Annotated in this window: 22 protein-coding genes and 1 pseudogene; 15 read left to right on the top strand and 8 right to left on the bottom strand. The window is 72.7% G+C overall.

Features of this window, described 5'->3' with window-relative positions:
* Positions 1 to 4: 4 nt before the first annotated feature.
* Positions 5 to 643 (bottom strand): LysE family translocator, encoded by a 639-nt coding sequence (locus tag CYQ11_RS25155; protein WP_181143779.1) that lies wholly within the window; start codon positions 641 to 643, stop codon positions 5 to 7.
* Positions 644 to 749: 106 nt separating this feature from the next.
* Here CYQ11_RS25155 and CYQ11_RS25150 point away from each other — a divergent pair, with 106 nt between their 5' ends.
* Positions 750 to 1,208 carry an Lrp/AsnC family transcriptional regulator gene (locus CYQ11_RS25150; protein ID WP_099202600.1) on the top strand — a complete coding sequence of 153 codons (459 nt, stop codon included), beginning with the start codon at positions 750 to 752 and terminating at the stop codon, positions 1,206 to 1,208.
* A 44-nt stretch (positions 1,209 to 1,252) separates the two neighbouring features.
* Here CYQ11_RS25150 and CYQ11_RS29270 read toward each other — a convergent pair whose 3' ends face one another.
* Positions 1,253 to 2,161: a helix-turn-helix transcriptional regulator gene (locus CYQ11_RS29270; protein ID WP_146104739.1), complete on the bottom strand. Its 909-nt coding sequence runs from the start codon at positions 2,159 to 2,161 to the stop codon at positions 1,253 to 1,255.
* Between the two features lie 301 nt (positions 2,162 to 2,462).
* On the opposite strand from CYQ11_RS29270, the gene CYQ11_RS30480 reads away from it, so the two are divergent.
* The 7 genes from CYQ11_RS30480 (at position 2,463) to CYQ11_RS25105 (ending at position 8,912) form a co-directional block, all read left to right on the top strand.
* Entirely contained in the window at positions 2,463 to 2,804 is a 342-nt protein-coding gene (locus CYQ11_RS30480) for a LysR family transcriptional regulator (RefSeq protein ID WP_398780971.1), read from the top strand.
* An 82-nt stretch (positions 2,805 to 2,886) separates the two neighbouring features.
* On the top strand, positions 2,887 to 3,543 hold the full coding sequence (locus tag CYQ11_RS25130) for a nitroreductase family protein (RefSeq protein WP_146104738.1): 657 nt from the start codon (positions 2,887 to 2,889) through the stop codon (positions 3,541 to 3,543).
* Positions 3,540 to 4,349: a hypothetical protein gene (locus CYQ11_RS25125; RefSeq protein WP_099202596.1), complete on the top strand. Its 810-nt coding sequence runs from the start codon at positions 3,540 to 3,542 to the stop codon at positions 4,347 to 4,349. Before CYQ11_RS25130 ends, CYQ11_RS25125 begins: the two co-directional genes overlap by 4 nt.
* Before the next feature lie 151 nt (positions 4,350 to 4,500).
* Entirely contained in the window at positions 4,501 to 5,358 is an 858-nt protein-coding gene (locus CYQ11_RS25120) for a TIM barrel protein (protein WP_099202595.1), read from the top strand.
* 42 nt (positions 5,359 to 5,400) lie between these two features.
* Entirely contained in the window at positions 5,401 to 6,303 is a 903-nt protein-coding gene (locus CYQ11_RS25115; protein WP_099202594.1) for a 2-hydroxy-3-oxopropionate reductase, read from the top strand.
* Positions 6,304 to 6,314: 11 nt separating this feature from the next.
* The gene (gcl, locus tag CYQ11_RS25110; protein WP_099202881.1) at positions 6,315 to 8,021 is read left to right on the top strand and encodes a glyoxylate carboligase; all 1,707 of its coding nucleotides are present in this window, start codon (positions 6,315 to 6,317) and stop codon (positions 8,019 to 8,021) included.
* A 180-nt stretch (positions 8,022 to 8,201) separates the two neighbouring features.
* Entirely contained in the window at positions 8,202 to 8,912 is a 711-nt protein-coding gene (locus CYQ11_RS25105) for a hypothetical protein (protein ID WP_099202593.1), read from the top strand.
* Positions 8,913 to 9,139: 227 nt separating this feature from the next.
* Here the strand turns inward: CYQ11_RS25105 and CYQ11_RS25100 are convergent, their stop codons facing one another.
* Positions 9,140 to 10,834 (bottom strand): AMP-binding protein, encoded by a 1,695-nt coding sequence (locus CYQ11_RS25100; RefSeq protein WP_099202592.1) that lies wholly within the window; start codon positions 10,832 to 10,834, stop codon positions 9,140 to 9,142.
* A gap of 259 nt (positions 10,835 to 11,093) precedes the next feature.
* Here CYQ11_RS25100 and CYQ11_RS25095 point away from each other — a divergent pair, with 259 nt between their 5' ends.
* Together CYQ11_RS25095 and lysA are read left to right on the top strand one after the other, a co-directional pair.
* On the top strand, positions 11,094 to 11,504 hold the full coding sequence (locus CYQ11_RS25095) for an SAV_915 family protein (RefSeq protein ID WP_338105728.1): 411 nt from the start codon (positions 11,094 to 11,096) through the stop codon (positions 11,502 to 11,504).
* A 106-nt stretch (positions 11,505 to 11,610) separates the two neighbouring features.
* The gene (gene lysA, locus CYQ11_RS25090) at positions 11,611 to 12,963 is read left to right on the top strand and encodes a diaminopimelate decarboxylase (protein WP_398780973.1); all 1,353 of its coding nucleotides are present in this window, start codon (positions 11,611 to 11,613) and stop codon (positions 12,961 to 12,963) included.
* Positions 12,964 to 12,981: 18 nt separating this feature from the next.
* On the opposite strand, the gene CYQ11_RS25085 is transcribed toward lysA, so the two are convergent.
* On the bottom strand, positions 12,982 to 13,455 hold the full coding sequence (locus CYQ11_RS25085) for a DUF1453 domain-containing protein (protein ID WP_099202591.1): 474 nt from the start codon (positions 13,453 to 13,455) through the stop codon (positions 12,982 to 12,984).
* 75 nt (positions 13,456 to 13,530) lie between these two features.
* On the opposite strand from CYQ11_RS25085, the gene CYQ11_RS25080 reads away from it, so the two are divergent.
* The 3 genes from CYQ11_RS25080 to CYQ11_RS25070 all read left to right on the top strand — a co-directional run bounded on the left by CYQ11_RS25080 (position 13,531) and on the right by CYQ11_RS25070 (position 16,032).
* Positions 13,531 to 14,151, top strand: a complete 621-nt coding sequence (locus CYQ11_RS25080; RefSeq protein WP_099202590.1) for a TetR/AcrR family transcriptional regulator — start codon at positions 13,531 to 13,533, stop codon at positions 14,149 to 14,151.
* A 168-nt stretch (positions 14,152 to 14,319) separates the two neighbouring features.
* Entirely contained in the window at positions 14,320 to 15,417 is a 1,098-nt protein-coding gene (locus CYQ11_RS25075) for a magnesium and cobalt transport protein CorA (RefSeq protein ID WP_099202878.1), read from the top strand.
* Between the two features lie 399 nt (positions 15,418 to 15,816).
* Positions 15,817 to 16,032: a DUF6243 family protein gene (locus tag CYQ11_RS25070; RefSeq protein ID WP_099202589.1), complete on the top strand. Its 216-nt coding sequence runs from the start codon at positions 15,817 to 15,819 to the stop codon at positions 16,030 to 16,032.
* A 582-nt stretch (positions 16,033 to 16,614) separates the two neighbouring features.
* On the opposite strand, the gene CYQ11_RS30475 is transcribed toward CYQ11_RS25070, so the two are convergent.
* Positions 16,615 to 16,752 (bottom strand): TauD/TfdA family dioxygenase, encoded by a 138-nt coding sequence (locus CYQ11_RS30475; protein WP_240003698.1) that lies wholly within the window; start codon positions 16,750 to 16,752, stop codon positions 16,615 to 16,617.
* Between the two features lie 107 nt (positions 16,753 to 16,859).
* Here CYQ11_RS30475 and CYQ11_RS25060 point away from each other — a divergent pair.
* Positions 16,860 to 17,420 (top strand): annotated as a pseudogene (locus CYQ11_RS25060) (IucA/IucC family C-terminal-domain containing protein); the annotation flags it as partial.
* A gap of 45 nt (positions 17,421 to 17,465) precedes the next feature.
* On the opposite strand, the gene CYQ11_RS25055 reads toward CYQ11_RS25060, so the two are convergent.
* Both CYQ11_RS25055 and CYQ11_RS25050 read right to left on the bottom strand, forming a co-directional pair.
* The gene (locus tag CYQ11_RS25055) at positions 17,466 to 18,836 is read right to left on the bottom strand and encodes an FAD-binding oxidoreductase (protein WP_099202586.1); all 1,371 of its coding nucleotides are present in this window, start codon (positions 18,834 to 18,836) and stop codon (positions 17,466 to 17,468) included.
* Positions 18,836 to 19,807 (bottom strand): antibiotic biosynthesis monooxygenase, encoded by a 972-nt coding sequence (locus CYQ11_RS25050; RefSeq protein ID WP_240003697.1) that lies wholly within the window; start codon positions 19,805 to 19,807, stop codon positions 18,836 to 18,838. Before CYQ11_RS25050 ends, CYQ11_RS25055 begins: the two co-directional genes overlap by 1 nt.
* Positions 19,808 to 19,992: 185 nt before the next feature.
* Here CYQ11_RS25050 and CYQ11_RS25045 point away from each other — a divergent pair, with 185 nt between their 5' ends.
* Positions 19,993 to 20,559: a nucleoside deaminase gene (locus CYQ11_RS25045; protein WP_099202876.1), complete on the top strand. Its 567-nt coding sequence runs from the start codon at positions 19,993 to 19,995 to the stop codon at positions 20,557 to 20,559.
* A gap of 114 nt (positions 20,560 to 20,673) precedes the next feature.
* Here the strand turns inward: CYQ11_RS25045 and CYQ11_RS25040 are convergent, their stop codons facing one another.
* Positions 20,674 to 23,544 carry an NHLP bacteriocin export ABC transporter permease/ATPase subunit gene (locus CYQ11_RS25040; protein WP_099202585.1) on the bottom strand — a complete coding sequence of 957 codons (2,871 nt, stop codon included), beginning with the start codon at positions 23,542 to 23,544 and terminating at the stop codon, positions 20,674 to 20,676.

Below are 23,544 nucleotides of genomic sequence, written 5' to 3'. Positions count from 1 at the left end.
CGGGTCACCAGCTGACGACGCCCGACAGCCCGGTCACCCCCGCGATCGCGAGAAGCAGGACGCCGGCGACGTTGTTCAGCCGTCTGGCCGTATTCGGCCGGGTGGCGAAACGGTCGCCGGCACCTCCCGTACCGAAGGCGACTGCGCCGTAGACCAGTCCGCAGAGCAGTACGTGCGTAATGCCCATGAGGGCCATCTGCGCGGTTTCCGGAAGGTCCGATCCCTCCCTGATGAATTGCGGGAGCAGCGACAAATAGACGAGCAGTCCCTTGGGGTTGAGCAGGCTGGTCAGCGCGCTCTGCCGGAGTACGGTCAGCGCGCTGTGCACGGGTGCAGAGTGGGCCTCGTCGGCGCTGCCGCGTGCGGCCATGAGCAGGCGCACGCCGAGATATACCAGGTAGACGGCGCCGCAGTAGCGCAGCACGTCGAGCGTGGCCGGGTTGGCCGCGATGAGCGCGGCCAGTCCGGCGACGGCCAGGACCGTGTGGGTCAGATAGCCGAGCAGGAGCCCGGCGACGGCGATCAGTGCCATCCGCCGCCCCTGCCCCAGCCCGCGGGCGATGACATAAAGCCAGTCGGGGCCGGGGACGAAGACCAGGGCGAGGTCCACCGCGACGAATGACAGAAAGGCCTCGATCGGCAAGCGGGTCACCTTTCCGTGGGAGCCGGAACAAGGCTAACGAAAAGGCCCGGGCACAGGATTGCGTAATGCGCCGTTCCGCGGCGGGGGTTGAGCATACGATCCCGGCATGGACAGCATCGACCGCATGATATTGCGCGAGCTCCAGAGCGAGGGCCGGCTGCCCAACGCCGAGCTGGCGGACCGTGTGGGGCTCACCCCCTCCCCCTGTCTGCGGAGGGTGCGGCAGCTGGAGGCCGACGGCGTCATCCGGCGCTACGCGGCGGTGGTCGACCCGGCGAGGATCGGCCGCAGCTTCGAGGTGTTCGTGTGCGTCGAGTTGCAGAAGGAGGACCGGGCCACGATCACCGCCTTCGAGGACCGGGTGCGGGAGCTGCGCGACGTCGTCGAGGCGTACCGGCTGTTCGGCGGGCAGGACTACCTGCTGCGGATCGCGGTCGCGGACATCAGCGCCTACGAGCACTGCTACACCAACGAGCTGGCCACGTTGCCGGGAGTGGCCCGGCTGACCTCCCACCTCGCGATGAAGGCGGTCGTGGCGGAACGGCCGCGTCCGGTCGACGGCTGACGGCGCCGCCCCCGTCCGGGCGGTCCGGGGGGAGCGCGGAGCGGTCAGGGCGACAGGCGCATGCCCGACCGCGCGAGCAGATAGCCGAGTTGGGCGCGGCTGCGGCTGCCCAGGCTCACGGCCTCGCGGCGGACGTGGGCGGCGACGGTGCGGGGGCTCACGCCCAGCCTGCGGGCGATGACCTCGTCGGTGTGGCCCTCCACCATCATGCGCAGGACGGCGTGCCGGAGCTCGTCGCGGGGCCGTTCCGGTGCGCCGTCCGCGGCGGCGACGGGCCGGGCGGCGCGCCAGGCCGTGTCGAAGGCGAGCGCCAGGTGCCGGACCAGCGCCGGGTGGCGGACCTCCAGGCAGGGGCCGCAGTCCTCGTCGTGGGCGGGCAGGAAGGCGATCGTACGGTCACAGACGACCAGCCGTTCGAGCAGCAGCCCGGCGACCCGGACCTCGGCGCCGGCGGCGAGCGCCTGCCGTACGTCATCCGCCTGCCCGTCGGCCGCGCCGACCGGGGAGGCCCCCCGCAGGTAGCGCACCGCGACACCGTGCCGGAGCTGGGGGCCGGCCCCCGGCGGGCCGAGGTCCGCCCATCCGCCGCGCGGCCGGCGGCCGACGGGCTGGGCGACCAGCAGTTCCTCCCGGCACGCGGCCACGGCCTCCCGGAGCGCGGGGCCGGCGCGCCGGGCGCCGTCGAGGGCCGTGACCGGCGCGTCCCGCCGGCGTCCCGTACCGCTCCCGCCGGCCTGGGCCAGGGCGGACTTGATCGCTTCGAGCGCGCCCTTCTGCACGGCGACGGAGTACTCGAGGGGGGCGACCAGGGCCGCCGCGGGGTGCCCGGCGGACGCCCGGCCCACGAGGTCCTCGACCAGCCGGGACAGCGGTTCCAGGTCCTGGACGTGACGGGGACAGCCCGGACCCCCTCGCCCGGCGCATTCCCGCGCGCTGTCCGCGTTCTCACGCATGTCGGCTCCTTTCATGTTCTTGCAGGTGCAGGAACATGAACCCCGCTGGACCGTGCGGGGCCGGGTGGCGAGGATGGGTTCGGTGGCGTTCAGCGGTGCGTGCGGTGGCCGCCTCACGGGGCGACGGGGGGATTCATGCAGGGGTGCAGCGACATATTCCAGCATTCCGCGTTCGTCCGGGGTGAGTCGGATTCCGGCCGCCGTAGGGGCTCCCCCGCGCCACCGGCCCCGTGCCGCCCCGCCGTGGTGGCGACGTGCGCACCGGGTGGGGGGCAGCCCTGAGATGGGGGGTGAGGGGGGAGTGCGCCATCCGATCAGCATCTCGAGCACCCGCCTGCGGTATTTCGTGGCCGTCGCCGAGGAGTTGCACTTCGGCCGGGCGGCCGCGCGGGAGTACATCGCGCAGCCCACACTGAGCCAGCAGATCAAGTGCCTGGAGAAGGAGATCGGTGCCGTCCTCTTCGAGCGCACGCGGCGGACGGTGACGCTCACCCCGGCCGGCCACCGTTTCCTGGCCGGCTCCCGGGAGGTGCTGGAATCCCTGCACCGCATCGTCCAGGAGGCCCGCGAAGTGGCCCGGCAGGATCCGGGCGAAGTCCCGGCGGGCACCGCGGAGGCGGCCCGGCGGGTTCCCTCCGACTGATTGCGTTTCCCTATTGGACAGCCGTCCGGGCCGCTGACAACGTGTGGAGAAGTCCCGAAAGCGGCAGGACAGTTGGGGAGTGATGGACGCCCTTACATGTTTGACGACCCGCCGGAGCATTCACCAGGTCTCGGACTCGGGCCCTTCGGAAGACGAATTCCGCATCATGCTGGAGGCGGCTTCCCGGGCTCCCGACCACGGCGGTCTGCGGCCCTGGCGCCTTCTGGTCTTCAGGGGCGAGGCACGCCGCGAGCTGGGCGAGGTGTTCGCACAGAGCGCCCTGCGGGACGATCCCGGTACGAGTGCCGCGGCGGTCGGGCGGCTCCGGGGGAAACCTCTGCGCGCACCCCTGATCGTCGCGGTGGTGTGCCGGAGCCGGGAGCACCCGAAGGTGCCCGCGTGGGAACAGCTGGCGTCGGCCGTGTGCGCGGCGCACAGCATCTCCCTGGCGGCGCACGCCCTCGGGTACGGCGCCGTATGGCGCACCGGAGGGCTCTGCGCCCACGAGTACGTACGGAAGTCCCTCGGCGTCGAGGACGACGAGCAGCTCATCAGCTGGATGTACATCGGCCGCCCCCGAAGGCGGCCCGGCCCCGGCCGCGCACGGTCCGTCGAGGACCGGGTGACCGACTGGCGGCCGGCGGAGCCGGACACCCCTTCTCACCCAAGAGGATTCGGCCGGTCCGGGGAACGGGCCGGTCTTCCTGAATTCTTTCGCCGGTATCGGAGGAAACAGTGAGCACGAGCATTGATCAGCTTGTGGAGCGCATTCGCGGGCACCGCTGCTACGACCACCCCGTGTTCGACCACTGGACTTCGGGGAACCCCACGGCGGAGGTCGTGGGCGCCCTCTTCCACCAGATCCAGAAGTTCTGCGCCGTGACCCGGCCCGGGGGCAGGTTCCCCGAGGCCCTGACCTCTTTCGAGTTCTCCCGGGAGAGCAAGCTGCTCCAGGAGATCGTGGAGAGCGAGGAGGACCACGGTCCGGAGCTCGCCACCATGGCGGGTTACATCCTCAACCGGGCCGCGGGCCGTGCGGTCTTCGCCGACCTCGACGACCAGCAGCGGGTCGAGGCGGGCCTGAAGGAGTTCTCGGACAAGATCCTCGGCAGCCTGCCGGGGTACGACCCGACGACGGGTCTGCTGGTGCAGACGCGCAAGGCGATGGCCGTGTTCGACGGGCGCCAGGCGGTGGACAAGGAGTCCACGCTGCGCAATCTCGGCACGGCCCTCGCCCTGGAGATGATCTCCAACCGGCAGCTCATACCCGGCGAGAAGCGCTGCCTGGTCGACAGCGGGCTCTACCGCGCCTCGCTCGACGACCCGGAGATGCACTACCTCCTGGAGCACTGGGGGGAGATCGGCGCCGAGCAGATGCACGAGGAGAACGCGATCGCCGCGGTCGGCTCCGTGCTCAACGAGGAGACCGAGGAGCTGATCACCGAGGGCGTGGACGCGTTCCTCGACAACCTCGCGAACCTGTGGGACGTGCTCGACTCGGCGCTCCTGGCGTCGGGGCACCGCGAGGCGGCGCTCACCGGCTGAGCGATCCCGCCGTTCCCCTTCCGAGAGGCCGTCACGCTGCCGCGTGGCGGCCTCTCGCCGTGCGCGGGGCCTTGACAGCGCACGACCTCACGGGCAGCCTGCATTTCGCTGAGCAGAACTCTAATTCCGTCATACGGAAATGAGGCCGGGCATGGCAGGCTCCCGTTCCCTGGACCGCTTCGATGTGAACCTCTCGATCCTCTTCACCGGGCTCCCTCTCCTGCGGCGCCCCGCGGCGGCCGCGGCGGCGGGCTTCACGGCCGTGGAGCTGTGGTGGCCCTGGCCCGACGAGCCGGTGCCCGAGGCGGCCCGGCTCGACGCGCTGCGCGAGGCCCTGGCCCGCGCCGGGACCCGCCTGGTGGCGCTCAACTTCTACGCGGGCCGCCTGCCGGGGCCCGACCGGGGCGCCCTGTCGCTGCCCGGCGAGGAGTCGGCGCGCTTCCGCGCGAACGTGGAGGTCGCCGCCGCCTTCGCACGGTCGGTGGGGTGCACCGCGCTCAACGCGCTGTACGGCAACCGCGTCGCGGGGCTCGACCCGCGGGAACAGGACGCCCTCGCCCTGGAGAACCTCGTCCACGCGGCACGGGCCGCCGACCGGGCGGGCGCCCGGCTGCTGGTCGAGGCCCTCAACTCCCGGGAGTCACCGCACTATCCGCTCGTCACGGCGGCGGACGCGATCGAGGTCGTGGACAAGGTCAACAAGGCCACCGGCCTGGACAACGCGCGGTTCCTCATGGACCTCTACCACCTGGCGACGAACGGCGAGGACCTTCCCGAGGTCATCGCCGCCCACGCGGGCGGCGTCACGGGCCACGTCCAGATCGCCGACGTCCCCGGGCGCGGCGCCCCCGGCTCCGGCCGCCTGGACGTCCCCGCCCTGCTGGACCGGCTCGACGAGGCGGGCTACGCCGGCTGGATCGGCCTGGAGCACAAGCCCGCCGCCCCGCACGCCGAGAGCTTCGCCTGGCTGGCGGACCGGTGCGCCCCGTCGCGCCCGGCCGCCGGCTGAGGACCCGCTCCCCCACCCATCGAGAGGAACGGACGCGACACCATGCTGGCCGACACCGCACTCCCCTCCGTCGCCTGGATAGGCCTCGGCATCATGGGCGCGCCCATGGCCGAGAACCTGCTCAAGGCGGGCTACTCCGTCACCGGGTACACCCTTGAGGAGCACAAGCTCGACCGCCTGGCCGCCGCGGGCGGCACCCCGGCGGGGTCCGTCGCCGACGCCGTGCGCGACGCGGACGTCGTCGTCACCATGCTGCCCGCCGACGCCCAGGTCGCCGCCGTCGCCCACGGCGACGAGGGCGTCCTGGCCCGGGCCCGGCCCGGCGCCCTGTTCATCGACATGTCCTCGGTCACCCCGCGGATCTCCCGGGCCCTGGCCGAGGCCGGCGCGGCCCGCGGCCTCCGCGTCCTCGACGCCCCGGTCAGCGGGGGTGAGGCCGGTGCCGTCGAAGGCGTGCTCTCCGTCATGGTGGGCGGCCACCCGGACGACTTCGCCGCGGCCGAGCCCCTGCTGCGGGTCCTCGGGACGACCGTCGTCCTGACCGGCCCGCACGGCGCCGGCCAGACCGTCAAGGCCGCGAACCAGCTCATCGTGGCCGTCACGCTCCAGGCGTGCGCCGAGGCCGTGGTCTTCCTGGAGAAGTCCGGCGTGGACCTGGCCGCCGCCCTGGACGTGCTCGGCGGCGGGCTCGCCGGCTCCGCCGTGCTCACCCGCAAGAAACACGCCTTCCTCGCCCGCGACTTCACCCCGGGCTTCCGGGTCGACCTGCACCACAAGGACATGGGCATCGTCACCGACGCGGCCCGCGCGGTCGGCGCCGCCGTGCCCGTGGGCGCCCTGGTCGCCCAGCTGGTCGCGGCGCTGCGCGCCCAGGGCGACGGCGGGCTCGACCACTCCGCGCTGCTGCGCGGCGTGGAACGGCTGTCCGGCGGGCCGGTCCGGTGACCGCCGTGCGGATGCCCGCCATGGAGGCGGCGGTGCACGTCATGAAGGACGAGGGCGTCGACATCGCCTTCGGCTGCCCCGGCGCCGCCATCCTGCCCCTCTACCAGGCGATGGCGCGGGTCGGCGGGATCGAGCACCTCATCGTGCGGCACGAGGAGGGCGCGACCCACATGGCCGACGGCTGGGCCCGCACCAACGGCAGGGTCGGGGTCGCCCTCGCCACCTCCGGCCCCGGCGCCACCAACCTCGTCACGGGTCTCTACACCGCCTTCGCCGACTCCGTGCCGATGCTGTGCGTCTCCGGCCAGGCCGTCTCGGCCAAGCTGCACCAGGAGGCCTTCCAGGCGGTCGACATCGTGGACGTCGTGCGGCCGGTGACCAAGTGGGCCGTGCAGGTCAAGGAGGCGGCCCAGGTCCCCTGGGTCTTCCGCGAGGCGTTCCGGACCGCGCGCGAGGGCCGCCCCGGGCCGGTACTCGTCGACATCCCCGTCGACGTCGCCCGGCGCGAGATCCTCTACGACGCGGCCGCCGACACCCGGCTGCCGCTGCGGACGGCCGAGCCGCACCCGCCCGCCGTGGCGGCCGCGCTGGAGCTGCTGCTGGCGGCCGAACGGCCGCTGGTCCTGGCCGGCGGCGGGGTGATCCTGGCGGACGCGGCGGACGAACTGCGGGCGCTCGTGGAACACCTGCGCGTCCCCTTCCAGGTCACCCTCATGGGCAAGGGCGTCATCGAGGACGACCACGAGCTCAACATGGGCACGACCGGCATCCAGACCTGTCAGCGGTACGCCAACGCCTCGTTCCTGGAGTCGGACTTCGTGCTGGCCGTCGGCGCCCGCTTCGGTGACCGGCACACCGGTGCGGACACCGCGGTCTACAAGGGCGCGCGCACGTTCGTGCACGTCGACGTCGAGCCCACACAGCTGGGCCGGGTCATCGAACCCGACCTGGGCGTCGTCGCCGACGCGAAGCTCTTCCTCGCCGCCCTGCTGGAGGCGGCGAAGCGCCGCGGCGCGACGGCGGGCGGCGCCCCGTGGCGCGACCGCTGCCGCCACCTCAAGCGGACCCTGACCCGCCGGGAGGACTTCGACACGGTCCCGGTCAAGGCGCCGCGGGTCTACAAGGAGATCAACGAGACCTTCGGCGAGGACACCTACTTCGTCACCGCCATCGGCTTGTACCAGATCTGGGGCGGCCAGCACCAGAAGGCCCACCGCCCGCGCCACTACCAGGTGTGCGGCCAGGCCGGGCCGCTCGGCTGGGAGATCCCCGCGGCGATCGGGGTGAAGAAGGCGCTGGAGGGCATGGGCCGGGGCGGCACCGAGGTGGTCGGCGTCGTCGGGGACTACGGCTTCCAGTACATGGTGGAGGAGCTGGCGGTCGCCGCCCAGTACGAGGTGCCCTGCGTCCTGATCATGCTCAACAACGAATACCTGGGACTGATCCGGCAGGCCTCGATCGGCTACGGAATGAACTACCAGGTCGACGTCCACTACGACGAAACCGGTACGGACAACGTCGGGCTCATGCGCGCCTACGGCTGTTCGGGACGCCGCGTCACGGGCCCCGCGGACATCCGGCCGGCCCTGGAATGGGCCCGCAAGGAGGCCGTCTCGACGTCCCGGCCGGTGCTCGTCGAGATCATGATCGAGCGGGAGGCGAACACCCCGCACGGGCCGGACATCGACGCCGTCGAGGAGTTCGAGCCCCTCCCCTGACCCCGCGCGGGTCAGCCTCGGGGACCCGGGCGGCGGCGCCGGCCCACGTCCCGGTCGCGCCCTCCGGCGCCGCCGCCCGGAACCTCCGCGCCGGCCTTGGCGATTGGCTGCACGGCCGGCTCCGCATCGTGGACGATGGGGTGCCCCACAACCCCTACGGATCCCCCGCTGGAGCCCACCATGGCCAAGAGCGTGCCGGTGCACTGCCCCACGTGCCGCCGGGAGCACTCCTTCACCCCGCCCACCTTCCCCTGTGCCTGCGGAGCCCCCCTCACCGTGCCCGTCCTGCCGGACGCGGACCCGGAGTTACTCGCCCACCGGACCTGGCGGGACTCGTGGGTCGCCGTGCGCTGCCCCGCCTGCGACCGCCAGGGCCAGTGGCCGCGGCCCGAGTTCGGCTGCTCCTGCGGGGCAGTGGTGCGGCTGCCCGTCCAGCCGTCGTGCGACGTCGCGCCGCGAGGGCCCGACGACGACGGGTCCCGCCGGGGCGCGGTCACGCCCCCGCCCTTCCGGCCGGTGGCGATCCGCACCGAGCGCGACGCGGTCATGGCGGCCGAACGCTATCTGCGCTGGCTCGGCTTCACGGGCGTACGGCGTCCCGGCAGCTGCCCGGCGCCCGCCGCGTCCGGCGTCGACCTGCGGGCCGAGGGACTCGTCGTCCGGGTCGACCCGACGACGTTGCCCACCACGCTGCGGGACGTGGAGTGCCTGTGGCTGCACGGCCTGCTCGAGTCGTCCGACAGCGCCTGCTTCTCGCTGGCCGGATACGCGGGCGACGCGCGCACGCGCGCCGACGACCTGCGTCTTCCGCTGTTCGTCCTGGATCTCACGGGCCTGCCGCGGGCCCTCAACGACTGGGCCGACGAGCTCGTCCGGCGCGGCCGCGGCTGAGGCCCGCACGCACCGCCAACCTCAATTCTTGCTCTGAACTCGCGTCGCGGCATGGCGACTTGGCTGCCGCGAGGCGGAAACTGGGGCCGGGCCCGCGGACCACGGGGGAACGCGGGCCCACCACGGGGGAAGCACGACCACGGGGGGATACGGGGGGCACGGGGGATGGCGGGGTGGGCCCGGGAGGGCCCTCCCCGCTCACGCCTTTCCGGGCCCGGCGGGGGCGCTCACCGGTGGTCCTCCTCCCGGTACTCGACGCCGCCGCCCCGCGCGGTCCGCTCGCGCAGCTCGACGCGGCGGATCTTGCCGGACACCGTCTTGGGCAGGTCGGCGAACTCCAGGCGGCGGATCCGCTTGTACGGCGCGAGCACGGCCCGTGAGTGGGCGAAGAGGGCCTTGGCGGTGTCGGGGCCGGGCTCCCAGCCCTCGGCGAGCACGACGTAGGCCTTGGGCACGGACAGCCGCAGGGGGTCGGGCGCCGGGACGACGGCGGCCTCCACGACGGCCTCGTGCTCCAGCAGCGCGCTCTCCAGCTCGAAGGGCGAGATCTTGTAGTCGCTGGACTTGAAGACGTCGTCGGCGCGCCCGACGTAGGTGATGTATCCGTCGGCGTCGCGGGAGCCGATGTCGCCGGTGCGGTAGTAGCCGCCGGCCATCACCTCGGCGGTGCGCTCGGGGTCGCCCGCGTAGCCGGTCATCAGGCCGACGGGACGCTCGCTCAGGTCGAGGGCGATCTCGCCCTCGTCGGCCGGCTCCCCGGTGTGCGGGTCGAGCAGGGCCACGGTGAAGCCGGGGCTGGGGCGGCCCATGGAGCCGGTCTTCAGTGCCTGGCCGGGCGGGTTGGCGACCTGCACGGACGTCTCCGTCTGGCCGAAGCCGTCCCGGATGGTCAGCCCCCAGGCCCTGCGGACGGCCTCGATGACCTCGGGGTTGAGCGGCTCGCCGGCGGCCACGGCCTCCCGCGGCGGGCGTCGCAGGGCGCCCAGGTCGGCCTGGATGAGCATCCGCCAGACGGTCGGCGGGGCGCAGAAGCTGGTGACGCCGCAGCGGTCCATCTCGGCCATCAGGCGGGCCGCGTCGAAGCGGGTGTAGTTGTGCACGAAGACCGTGGCCTCGGCGTTCCAGGGGGCGAAGAGGTTGGACCAGGCGTGCTTGGCCCAGCCGGGCGAGGAGATGTTGAGGTGGACGTCGCCGGGCCGCAGGCCGATCCAGTACATGGTCGTCAGGTGCCCGACGGGGTAAGAGGTGTGGGTGTGTTCGACCAGTTTGGGCTGGGCCGTGGTGCCGGAGGTGAAGTAGAGCAGCAGCGGCTCGTCGGCCCGGGTGGGTCCGTCGGGCGTGAACGCCTCGTCCGCGTGGGCCGAGTCCTCGTACGCCAGCCAGTCCCCGCCGGGCGTGCCGCCGACCGCGATGCGGGTGTAGTCGCCGGGCACGTCCGTGAACTTGGCGGTGTCCTCGGCCCGTACGACCACGTGGCGGGCCCGGCCGCGGGCGAGGCGGTCGGCGAGGTCGGCGGGGCCCAGCAGCGGGGTGGCGGGGATGACGACGGCGCGCAGCTTCATCGCGGCGAGGGCGGTCTCCCACAGCTCGGTCTGGTTGCCGAGCATGACGACGAGGCGGTCGCCGGCCCGTACGCCCCGGGCGCGCAGCCAGTTGGCGACGCGGTCGGAGCGGCGGCGCAGCGCGTCGAAGGAGATCCGCTGTTCGGTGCCGTCCTCCTCGACGATCCACAGCGCGGTGCGGTCGTTGCCGTCGGCGATCGTGTCGAACCAGTCGATCGCCCAGTTGAACTCGGCGGGCCGGGGCCAGGTGAAGCCTTCGTACGCCCGCGCGTAGTCCTCGCGGTGCGCGAGCAGGAAGTCCCGGGCCGCCCGGAAGGCCTCCGCCGGGCCGGTGGTGCCCGTCGCGCTGGTTGTCGTCACGTGTCCTCCAGTGTCGCGCGGCGCGGTTCCGGCCCGCCGGCCGGCGCCCTCTGCTCCGGTGATCCTGGAGCGGTGTCCCGGGCGGGTCAAGGGGCGGGGGTGTCCCGGCGCGCGAAGGGCCGCACGTCAACACGCCGTCAAGGGACCACCGGAACGGGTAAACGTGCTGTCAAGGAAGCGCTCGGCGGGGCATGGGGCGGGCATAGCGTGACCGTCGCACCGTCCTTTACCGGCACTCCCACCGAGGACCGTCATGCATGTGAGCCGTACCCCCGCCGAAGCGGCGGCCGTCGCAGCCGTCACGACCTCCGATGCCGCCGGCCGCGCGGACCGCGCCGACGGCCACCGGGCCGACGACGGCGACCCCTCCCATCCCGGCCCGGCGAGGCCGCTGTACGTCCCCGTGCGGCCCTGCCCCACGGGCTTCGCCCTGCGTCTGTTCCGCACCCCGCTCGGCACCCGGACGGCCGTCGCCTTCACCACCCGGCGGCGGCTCGTCGACTGTCTGGGCCCGGCCGTCCCGTCGGTCCGCCTCGCCCTGCCGGCCGTCTCGGCCCTGGCCGCCCCGCTCGGCGTCACCGAGGTCTCCGTCGATCCCCAGCTCAGCGCCCCGCCCGTACGGCGGTCGCCCGAGGACACCTCGCCGTTGCTGCTGAGCTTCCCGGGCTGACGTCCGCCGTCCCCACGGACCGCCGCCCCGGTCCCGGCGTCCCGGCCGCCGCCGGCCGGGGCGCCGGGACCCCGGCCTCCGCACGTTCCACCGAAGGAGATCGCCCGTGTCCCTTCCCCTCGCACCGCGTCCGCTGCCCGTCCCGGCCGAGGAGCCCACGCCCGCACCCGCGCCCGTGTGGCCGGCGTCCGCCCGGGTGCTGCCCTCGGGCGACCTGGCCGTCGGCGGCGTCGCCCTCGCCGAGCTGGCCGACCGGTTCGGCACCCCCTCGTACGTCATCGACGAGGACGAGGTCCGCGCGCGGGCCCGGGCCTGGCGCGCGGCCCTGCCGGACGCCGGCGTCGCCTACGCGGGCAAGGCGTTCCTGTGCCGCGCGCTGGTCCGCTGGATCGAGGAGGAGGGCCTCGGCCTCGACGCCTGTTCCGCCGGGGAACTGGAACTCGCCGCGCTCGCGGGCTTCCCGCCCGAGCGCATCGTCCTGCACGGCAACGCCAAGAGCCCCGACGACCTGCGCACGGCGCTGCGGCTGGGTGTGGGCCGCGTCGTCATCGACGGCACCGGCGAGATCGCCCGCCTGGCGGCGCTGGTGCCGCCGGGTGCCCGGCAGCGGGTCATGGTCCGCGTGGTGCCGGGCGTGGCGGCGGGTGCGCACGCGGCGGTGCGGACGGGGGTGGAGGGGCAGAAGTTCGGCCTGTCCGTCGCGAGCGGCGAGGCGGAGGAGGCCGTGGCCCGGGTCCTGGGCCAGCCCCGGCTCGAACTCGTCGGCCTGCACTGCCACCTGGGTTCGCAGATCGCTTCGACCGGCCCGTACATCGCGGCCGTGCGCCGTCTGGTCCCGCTGCTCGGCCGCCTGCGCGACCGGCACGGCGTGATCTTCCCCGAACTCGGTCTGGGCGGTGGCTTCGCCATCGCCTACCGCGAGGGGGACCCGGCCCTGGACCCGCGCGGGTACGCCGAGCGCGTGGGCGGCGAACTGGAGTCGCTGTGCGGCCGGCAGGGGCTTCCGGTGCCCCGGCTGACCGTGGAACCGGGCCGCTGGATCACCGGCCCGGCGGGGGTGGCCCTCTACCGGGTGCTGGCCGTGAAGTCCGCGGGGGACCGCATGTTCGTCGCCGTGGACGGCGGCATGAGCGACAACCCCCGTCCGGCGCTGTACGGGGCGCGGTACACGGTCCGGCTGGTGGGGCGCGCAGCCGGGGCGCCGCCGCGGCCGGTGACGGTGGTGGGCCGGCACTGTGAGGCGGGTGACGTGCTGGCGGAGGACGTGCCGCTGCCGGCGGACGTCAGGCCCGGGGACGTGCTGGCGGTGCCGGCGTCGGGGGCGTACCAGCTGTCGATGGCCTCGGTGTACAACCTGGTCGGGCGGCCTCCGGTGGCCGCCGTCTCGGGAGGACGGGCGCGACTGCTCGTCCGCAGGGAGACGGCGGCGGACCTGCGCAGTCGCGACGTCGGGGAGTGAGGGCGGGGCGCGGTGGGGTCAGCGGCGGTCGGGGGCGAAGGGGATGCCGCTGACCAGGCCCCGGCGGCCGATCACGAGGGCCTCGCCGAGGAAGCCGACGCCGATGGAGAGCTGGACGGGCCGCGCCTGCTCGTGCATGCCCATCGAGGCGGCGAGCAGTGCGAAGCCGCCCATGACCGGGACGGACAGGGCGATGACGAGGAAGGTGCGGCCGGTGTAGCGCTGCCACAGCACGCCCTGCTTCTCGAAGACGTGGACAGTCCGGCCCCGTAGGGCGCCGAGCGCGAGGCCCAGGGCGACGCCGGCGACGGCCCAGGCGAGGTCGCCGCCGGTGAGGTCGTGCGCGCGGTACACCGACCAGCCGCCCAAGGCGGTGAGCACCACGGCGGGGGCGAACAGGTCGCGGACGTTGAGGGGTTCGCCGCCCAGGCGCTTGGCGATCACGGCGACAGCGGCCACGGCGATGAGCCCGGCGAGCAGCCAGACGTTCACTCCACCACTCCTTCGGTCTTTTATAGCTCGGTCGTGCCAAAAAGAATTTAGCCCGGTCGTGCTATAAAAGGCAACATGCCGAAGATCGTCGACCGTGAGGCCCGCCGGCAGGAGGTGGCGGACGCGGTGTTCCGTGTCGCCGCCCGGGACGGCCTGGAGAACGCCTCGCTGCGCAAGGTCGCCGACGAGGCCGGGCTCGCCATCGGCTCGGTGCGCCACTACTTCACGGGCCACGGCGAGCTGATGACGTTCGCCATGGAGGAACTGGCCCGCCGCATCGAGCACCGCGTACGCGGCCACGCCGACCGGATCCTGAGCCCCGGGGCGCGGGCCGGGGACCGCCGGGCGGGGATGACGGAACTGCTGGCCGAATTCCTGCCGCTCGACGCGGCGCGCCAGGAGGAGGCGACGCTCTGGCTGGCCTTCACCACGGCCGCCCGCACCCGGCCGGAACTGCGCCCGCGCCTGGACGCCTCGCACGAGGGCATGCACGCCCTGCTCGTCCGGGTGCTGAGCGAGGCGCGGCGCGCGGGCGGGCTCTCCGAGGACGCCGACTTCGACATCGAGGCCCTGCGGCTCGCCGCTCTGCTCGACGGCCTCACGCTCCAGGCCGTCCTGCGTCCCGGCGACGTGACGCCGGAGGCGATGCGGCGGGTGCTGACCCGGCATCTGGACTCACTGAGACACTCCGGCTGACCGCCCCTGGAGGGGTACGTTCCGAGAACACCACCCGCCCCAGACGTTTCTTTGGGCCCGTATATCCTGTTCTGTGGCCCTGAGACGAGCGAGAGGGAATGAGATTCCGTGCCCGAACGCCCTCCCCGCCCCCGCTCCACGCCCAAGCGCCACTCGTGGCTGCGCCCCATGAACGGTCGCGCGGTCACCCCCGCCACTCCCCCGGCCGCACCCGGCACCCCGCCGGCCGCTCCGGACCGCGACGAGGGCAGCGTCGTCCACGCCGCCGTCTACCGCGACGGCCACCGCGTCGCCACTCCCGGCTCGCTGGCGGACACCTACCGGCTGCTGCGCGACCAGCCCGACAGCATGGCGTGGATCGGACTGCACCGGCCAAGCGAGGAGGAACTGCTCTCCCTCGCCGACGAGTTCGACCTCCACCAGCTGGCCGTCGAGGACGCCCTCGAAGCCCATCAGCGCCCCAAGCTGGAGCGCTACGGCGACACGCTCTTCGTCGTCCTGCGCGCCGCCCGCTACCTCGACGCCCCCGAAGAGGTCGACTTCGGCGAGCTGCACGTCTTCGTCGGCCCCGACTTCGTCATCACGGTCCGCCACGGCGCGGCCCCCGACCTCTCGGCGGTGCGCCGCCGCATGGAGGGCAACCCCGAGCTGCTGGCCCTGGGCCCGGAGGCCGTGCTCTACGCCATCCTCGACGCGGTGGTCGACGACTACGCGCCGGTCGTGGCGGGCGTCCAGAACGACGTCGACGAGATCGAGACCGAGGTCTTCGGCGGTGACCCGGCCGTGTCCCGGCGCATCTACGAACTGGCCCGCGAGATGGTGGAGTTCCAGCGCGCCACCCGCCCCCTGACCGGCATGCTGCACGGCCTGATGGCCGGCTTCACCAAATACGGCACCGACGACGAACTCCAGAGCTACCTGCGCGACGTCGCCGACCACGTCACCCACATCAGCGAACGCGTCGACGGCATCCGCTCGGCCCTCACCGACATCCTCCAGGTCAACGCCACCCTCGTCACCCAGCAGCAGAACGCGGAGATGCGGGCGCTGGCGGAGGCGGGCTTCGAGCAGAACGAGGAGATCAAGAAGATCTCGTCGTGGGCGGCGATTTTGTTCGCGCCCACGCTGGTGGGGACGATCTACGGGATGAACTTCGAGGCGATGCCCGAGCTGAAGTGGGCGTTCGGGTACCCCTTCGCGATCCTGTTGATGGCGGTGGTGTGCGTGAGCCTGTACTTCATCTTCAAGAAGCGGGACTGGCTGTAGGCAGCACATCGACGCCATTGATCAACTTAGCTCCCGCGAACGCGTGGAAGCAGGCCGCAAGGCCCCCTGGGGAGAATCTGCTGGGAAGAATGTCAGCACGCGGCTACGGAGGGTGGCGAAAAGGGGTGGCACGGCATCTGTGCGCCAGATCACCCCACCGCGCACGGCCGGTCGTAGCCGAGCCGACCCCGGGCACTCGGCGGAAGCCCGGCCGACGCGGGGGCGGCGAAAACCTGGCGTGCGGGGCCGACGGAACCAGGTAACGTCTTTGTCATGTTCTTCCAGACACCGATTTACGAGTGAGAGCGTGACGGGCCCCTGCCGACGTCCTTCGACGTCGCCGCGCCCGTCCCCCACCGATGAATCCGTAGATCACTTCACATCACATCGGGAGAACCCGTGACCGACAGCAAGAACATCAACAACCCCGTGGGCCAGGGCGGCGGCCAGCGCAAGAAGCTGTCCCGTGCCGAACGGCAGAACAACGGTCCGCACCGCAACCGCGACCGCCAGAGTGCCGCCGCCCAGAAGGCCGAGCTGGTGCGCAAGATGCGCGAGAAGGCACGCGCAGCTGAGACCGCCGGGCAGGCGAGCGACGACACCGCACAGAGCTGACGCACCTCCGCCACAGGGCGGCACCGCACGAGCAGCCAATCGGGGGGCGTCACCTTCGCCGACGTCAGTCGGAGCCGAACCGACACCGGGTGCACGCGGTGCGTGCCCCAACCGTCCCCTTCAGGGCGGTGAACAGCGGTCACCCCAGGTCTCAGAGTTCAGCCGATCCACAGGACGACTGGTTCCTCCGCAGGTATCAGTCGGCCCGTCTCCCCAGAGCGTCGCCACTCGTAGTGCGCTACGGCAGTGCCACCGTCCGGCAGCCAATGACCTGTTACCCGAGCGCGCAAGACCTGCTTTCTGATTTCCAAGATCGATGCAGCCAACCGGCCGTAGACGCGAACTGCCGCACGGAGTTCCCCCTGCGACCCAAGGGGTTCACGGAGCGGCGGCACTATCAACTCCGCCGATCTCCAGAACCATCTGTCGTCTCCGCAGCCGTGCTTCATCTGGGCCCGAAACTCGACCGTCGGCTCGAACCACATCTGCCCAACAGCAGCACCGTGCATCCCTCTACCAACCATGGCTGGAGGCTAACGGGCCACGGTCCACGAAACGGCCACGGGCAGAGGGAAGAACGGATCAGTCGGCCCACACCCGCGCCAGGCAGCGGCCGGCGTGCGGTGGGGGTGGGTCGGCGAACGAAGTCCTGCCGTGCAGGATGGCCATGTTGTCCACCAGCAGCAGGTCACCGCGGCGGAGCCGCACGCGCAGGGCCATGCGAGGTCCGCCAGGACCTCGTCGAAGGCGTCCAGAGCGGCGACCTGCGCGGTGAAGCGGCTTGCCGGTCTCGGCGTCGTGCATGGTCTGCTCCTCATACCGTCCGCCTGCTGGACTGGCACACCACCCTCTTCTCCTATGGCGTCGCGCTGGAATCGCACCAGCAGAACACCTCGATCGTCCTCGACGGCCACGGCGGCCTCCCCCGGATGCGGCTGCTGCTCAAGGACAACGACGGGCCACGCGTGCACCCTGCGCGCCTTGCCGCACGGATCGGCGGGGCGGCAGCCGCGGGTCTGCTGGGCTTCGCCGACCCCCGGGTCCTCGTCACCGACGACGGCCCGCTGGCCGACCTGTTCACGACCGTGCCCGTTCATCTGTGTGCGGCTGCCCTTGCCTTCGAACTGGCCGAACGCGGCCGGGGCCCGTTGGACACCTGGCTGGGGCTCGTCCGGGACCGCCTCACCGAAGCCGTCGACCGGCTTCCCGCGGAACCGGCCGCGGTGCTGCGCGCCCGGGTGCTCAAGGCGCCCCGGTTGCCGATCAAGGCGATGGTCACCGCCGGAACGCTGTTCAGCAAGGACCGCTCGGGGGCCGTGGACATCAACAAGTACTACGTCGACGGACCCAACTACCTGCTCCCCACGGATTCGGGGCGGCGGGCATGACCGCCGTCCCCCGGGCTGCCGGTGCACGCCGGCGCGCGCGGCACGTCATGGTGCCAGGTAGGGGTGGAACACGTTCTCCGGGTCCCACCGTGCCTTGAGCTCCTGCAGGCGGTCCCAGTCGGCGGGGGCGTACGCGCGCCGGGCTCGGGCGGCGTCGGCTTCCAGGTCGGCCTCGGCCACGTACCGGCCGCCGTGCCCCGACGGGTCCGTCGCCGCCGCCACGCCCCGCAGCCAGCGGTCGTTGGCCCCGTCGGCGCCCGGGTCGTCCCAGATCGCGTAGGAGACGCAGTAGGACCGGCCGAGCGGCGAGAAGGCCATGTTCCGCAGCAGGGCCGGCTCCTCGGACACCGGTTGCACCGGGGCGAGCACGAGGGACCTGGGGGACGGGGCGTGGGCGACCGCGTCGGCCGCCCGGGTCAGCTGGGTCTCGTAGGTCTCGGCCGACCACAGCGTGTCGGCCGCGTACCGGCGGCCGGGCGGCCACAGGGAACCTGCGCCCGCGTGCAGGGCCGCGAACGACGTCGGCTCGGGCGCCTGCCGGGACTCGGCGCTCGCGGCGAAGGGGCAGGCGTCCACCGGGGCGAGCGAGGCGAGCGCCTCCTCCCGCGACGCCGCGAACGAGGTGGCGCCGATCATGATCTGCGGCCCCGCCGGAGGTGTCGCGGCGGGGTCTCCGGAGGCGCGCAGGACGAGGGCCGTCTCGACGTACGGCGGGAGTTCGCGCGCGGTCCGCTCCCCCCATGCGGCCACGCGGCCGACCTCGGACACCGGGAACGTCAGGCTCGTGGTCACGATGGCCGCCGGCTGGGGGTGGAGGCCGAGCCGGAAGCGCGTGGTGACGGCGAAGAAGCCCGGCCCCGCGCCCCGGGCGGCCCAGAAGAGGTCGCTGTTCTCCGTCTCCGAGCAGATCACCGTCCGGCCGTCCGCGGTGACGGCCTGGATCTCCTGGACGTCGGCGCACGCCGCGCCCCACGCACGGGAGTTCCAGCCGAGCCCGCCGCTCAGCAGGAATCCGCCCACCGCGACGGTGGGGCAGTGGCCCACGGGGAAGGCCAGTCCGTGCGGGGCGAGCGCCGCGACCAGGTCCTGACCGGTGGCCGCGGGCCCGACCGTGGCCGTCGCCGGCACGGGGTCGACCTCGCACCGCGCGAGCCCTGACAGGTCGAGCAGCAGGCCCCCGTCCCGGAGCGGGGAGCCGGACCAGTTGTGACCGCCGGAGCGCACCGACACGCGCAGCCCGTGGGAGCGGGCGTAGGACAGGGCCCTCGGGACGTCCTCTTCGGAGGCGGCCCGCACGACGGCGTCGGGGAACCGTTGCGGCTTGCGCCCGTTCCACACCGCGTCCGCCCTGGCGCGGTCGTAGTCCCGGTCGCCGTGCCGGATCAGGACCCCCTCGAACCCCTCTCCCGCGGACATCAGCTGATCAGCCCGAAGATCACGACGAACAGCAGGTAGGCGAGCACCACCAACGCCGCGCCCGCCACGTGCACGCGGGCCGGGGCGCGCCCCGGCACCAGCCAGAAGGCGAGCGCTCTGTTCACCAGGGGCATCAGCAACCAGGTCAGCGCGCTGACGCTCAGCACGTTGCCGACGAACAGACCGACGTAGCCGGGGACGCCGAGCTCGTCCAGCTCGTATCCCACGGTCAGGTTCAGGACCATCACGGTGGGATAGAGGGCCAGGAGCACGGACATGGCCTGCTTCCAGTTGGGCGGGGCACCGCCCCGTGCGCCTCCCTCGAAGCGGAACCACCCGCTGAACGCCGAACCGACCTTGTGCACGTCGTAGGAGGCGAAGTAGTGACGCCCCTCCTCCAGCAGCTCCTGGCGGACGTCGGACGCGAGCCAGTCGTCGAGGTGCTCGCGGGAGTCGAACCGGAACACGGCGACCCAGCGCTCCTGGACTCCCTGGACCGGTCTGAACAACTCGGACCCCATGAATCCGGGCGCCTTCTCCTGCGCCTTGAGGGCCTTCGCCTGCCAGCGCAGGAACCCCTGTTCCCGTCCGGGCTCCACCACGTGGGAGATGACGGCCGTGACGGCTTCCGGCTCCTGCTCGGCGGGGGCGCCGCCGTGGAGCACCTCCTGTGTCGGAGGCCCCTCGAACAGGTCCTGGCCTTCGGCGAGCAGTTCCCGTCGCCGGGGCGAGTCGAGCCAGGCGGTCAGGTGGTCGATCCCGGAGAACCGGAAGACGGCCACCCATACGTTCTCGTCGCCGCCTTCGGGCGGGTACGCCTCGGCGCCCTCGAACCCCTCGAATTCGCGGGCCGCCTCGTTCGCCCTGTCCTGCCAGCGCTGATAGTCGCCGACCCGGCCTGCGCGCACCTTCTGCGAGATCACCACGGTGGCGTTGTCAGCCCCGGCGTCACGGCTTGCACGGGGACTCACAGCAGGTAGCGTAGTTCGTGTAGGACTTTTCGAGCAAATCGGGCGTTCGGCCGAGGGGTTGTCGACGTCGAGGATTGGTTGCCTCAGGGGTTGGTCTACCCGCGAGGGGTTTGTTCACCCGTTCCACGATTTCGTTCCTCAAGAGGACACCCACGCCGGCGGCCATGCCGATCGGAGGGCGCGTGATGGAACACAAGGAACTCATCACCGAAGCGGTACGGCTCGCGACCGAGTCGGTGGAGAAGGGCTGGGGCGGCCCCTTCGGTGCGGTAATCGTCCGGGACGGCGAGATCATCGCGCGCGGGCAGAACCGCGTCCTTCTGACCGGGGACCCCACGGCCCACGCCGAAGTCGAGACCATCCGCAAGGCCGTGGCACATCTCAACCCCGAAGCTCCGTCGATCTCCGAAGAGCACCAGAACGAGAGCACCCTCGCCTACGTGCCCCGTCCCGAGGGGTCGCCGGATCCGGTCCCCGAGCGGGCCCGGATGCTCCAGGGCTGCTCCATCTACATCAGCGGCGCCCCGTGCCCCATGTGCATGAGCGCCATCTACTGGGCGCGGATAGACGAGGTCTACTTCAGCTGCGACCTGGACGACACCCGCCGGATCGGCTTCGACGACGCCTACCAGTACGAGGACTTCACGAAACCGCTGAGCGAGCGAAGGATCAAGATCGAGCAGCTCCACCCCGAAATCGGCGCCCACGCCTACGACGCCTGGACGAGCAAGCCGGACCGGCACCCGTACTGAGTCCGCACCGACTCCGCGCTGGCTCCGCACCGAGTCCGTACTGAGTCCGCGCTGGCAGGCGCCGGAGGCCGTCCGGCGGCGCACAGTCCGCGCGCCGCCGGGAAGCGGCCGCCCTCAGGTGATCTGACGGCGGACCAGCTCGTGGAAGAGCCCCCCGGTGTCGGCGAGCAGTGCGGCCGGCGGGCCCTGCTGGACGACCCGTCCCTCCGACATGACGATCACCCGGTCCGCGTCCATGACCGTGGACAGCCGGTGGGCGATCACGACACGGGTGGCGCGCAGGGCGCGGGTCGACTCGATGACCACGCGCTGGGCCTCGTTGTCCAGCGCGCTGGTGGCCTCGTCCAGGAAGAGGACGCGCGGCTTGCGGATGAGGGCCTGCGCGATCATCAGCCGCTGGCGCTGACCGCCCGAGACGGTGCCGCCGCCGTCGGAGAGCATGGTGTGCAGGCCCATGGGCATGGCCTTGACGTCCTCGGCCAGGCCCGCCATCGCCACGGCCTCGGCGACCTCCTCCAGCGGGTACGTCTCCGCACCGCAGACGCACTCCAGGATGGAGCCGGAGAACGGCTGGGCGTTCTGCAGGACGACGCCGCACTGGCGGCGCACGGCGGCCTGGTCGAGCGCCGCCAGGTCCTGGCCGTCGTAGAGCACACTGCCCGAGAGGGGCTTGTCGAAGCCGATGAGCAGCCGCAGCAGGGTCGACTTGCCGCAGCCGCTCGCGCCGACGATCGCCACGAACTCCCCCGGCCGCACCTGGAAGGACACGTCGTCGAGCACCAGCGGGCCGTCGTCGGTGTACCGGTAGGACAGGTTCTTCGCCTCGACGGCGCCGGTGAGCAGGCCCGGCCGGGTGCTGGAGCCGCGTACCTCCGGGACCTCCCTGAGGATGGGCTCGATCTGCTCGAACATCGGCTGCACGGCGGCGGCCGACAGGAGCGCGCCGGTCAGCTGGGTGACCGAGGACAGCAGCATCGTCACGGCGGTGCTGAAGGTGAGGAAGTCGCCGGCGGACATGCTGCCCCGGGCCGGGCCGGCCAGCAGCACGAACATCACCAGCGTGCACAGCGGCAGATAGACCGCGTTGAGCACCGTGACGACGTTCTTGATCCGGCCGATGCGCTGCTGGAGTTCGCGGGTGCGGGCGAACTCCCGGGCCCAGGCGGCGTAGGCGAAGCTCTCGGCCGCGGCGACGCGCAGTTTGGGCAGTCCCCGCAGGGTCTGGAACGCCTGGTTGTTGAGCTTGTTGCCGAGCCTGATCAGCTGCCGCTGGTAGCGCAGCTGCCACAGTCCGAGGCCGAGGAAGACCACGGCGACGAGGAGCAGCATGGCGACCGCCACCAGTGCCAGCGGCACGCTGTAGACGAGCAGCAGCACGAGGTTCATCGTGCCGACGGTGCCGGCCTGCACGGACACCGAGCCGATGCCGGACAGCACGCGGCGGATCGCGCTGACGCCCATGGCCGCGCTCGCCAGTTCCCCGGTGGAGCGGCCGGCGAAGAACGTCGTCGGCAGTCTCAGCAGCCGGTCCCACACGGCCGGCTGCAAGGTGGCCTCGACGCGGCCCTCCAGGCGGAGGATGGAGATGTTCTGCAGCAGCATGAAGGCGGCCGAGACGACGCTGGTCGCGACGAGCGCGAGCCCGGTCTGCACGATGAGGCCGTTCTCGGCCTCGGGCACGTACGCGCCGAGCACCTTGCCCGTGGCGATGGGCACGAAGGCGCCCAGGAGGACCGCGACCAGCCCTCCCAGGACGAGGCCGCGCAGTTCCCCGCCGGTGCCGCGCGTGGCGAAGCGCAGCAGACGCAAGGGGCTCAGCCGGACGTCGGGCAGCGGGCGGTAGAACATCACGGCGCGCGGTTCGTAGGCGGCCTCGTTGTCCCCGCGCACGCGCTCCCGCGTGCCGGCGGCCGGGTCGACGGCCTCGTAGCCGCCGCGCCGCCACAGCAGCGCCACCGGTGCGCCGTCCTCCGCGCGCCGGCCCACCAGGGGCCCGCTGTCCTCCCGCCACCAGCGGCCGTCCAGCTTGACGGCGCGGGTGCGGATCCGTGAGGCGAGCGCGACGCGTTCGACGGGGTCCGTCCCGTCGGCGGCGGCGCCGGCGCCGCCCGGTTCGGTCAGCGTGACGCCTGCCGCCTCGGCGACGAGGCGGCAGGCGGCGAAGGTCGCGTCGTCGCTCGCGCCCCGGCGGGAGTCCCCGCGGGAGCGGCCGATGGAGGCCAGCAGCGCCCGGTCCGCCTGGGTGCGGGCCGCCTCGCCGGCCTCGATGCCGGCCGCCGTGCGGTCCTCGTGGGCGCGCTCCAGCTGCTCGATCCAGCGGTCCAGCGCGTACAGCAGCCGGTGCTGCTGGTCGACCATGCCCTGCCACATCGTCGCGTCGACGAGGAGCGTGCCGGCGGTGTCGTATCCCTCGTGGCTCTCGTAGATGGCGCCGTACTGCACGCTGCCCGGGGTGATCTGCATCCACAGGACGTCGTCGTCGGCCGCGCTGCGGCCGGTCGTGGCGCGGCTCTCCAGCGGCGCCTGGTAGAGCACGCGCAGGCCGCGGCCGACGCCGAGCGCGAAGGCGTTCTCCAGGGGGCTGAGCATCCCGTCGGCGTGGCCGTACTGTCCGTCGTACCACGGCCCGTTGTCCTGGCCCCCGTAGCCGGGGTACTCGGGGTACTCGGGGCGGTACAGCTCCCGCAGTTCGATGCGGCGCAGCAGGCAGCCGTGCAGGGGTCGGCCGAGCAGGGTGTGCGCGGGGCCCTCGGCCGGGCCCAGCAGCAGGGTGCCCGCCCCCAGCCGGCCGAGGAAGTGCCAGTGGCCCGCCTGCGCGGCGTCGACGGCGAACAGGTCCAGCTCGCCGTCCACGACGAGCCACAGCACGAGCGGCCCTTCCAGCGACAGGCTGCGCAGGCCCGCGCAGTCGACCGGCGAACCGAGCCCGCCGAGGGCGGCGACGACGGGGTCCAGGGCGACGTGGGTCTGGTGGGGGATCGTCAC

The organism is Streptomyces cinnamoneus, assembly GCF_002939475.1.
GTDB lineage: Bacteria > Actinomycetota > Actinomycetes > Streptomycetales > Streptomycetaceae > Streptomyces > Streptomyces cinnamoneus_A.
The sequence above is the reverse complement of the archived record's forward strand: the minus strand, read 5'-3'. Positions and strand labels throughout refer to the sequence as shown.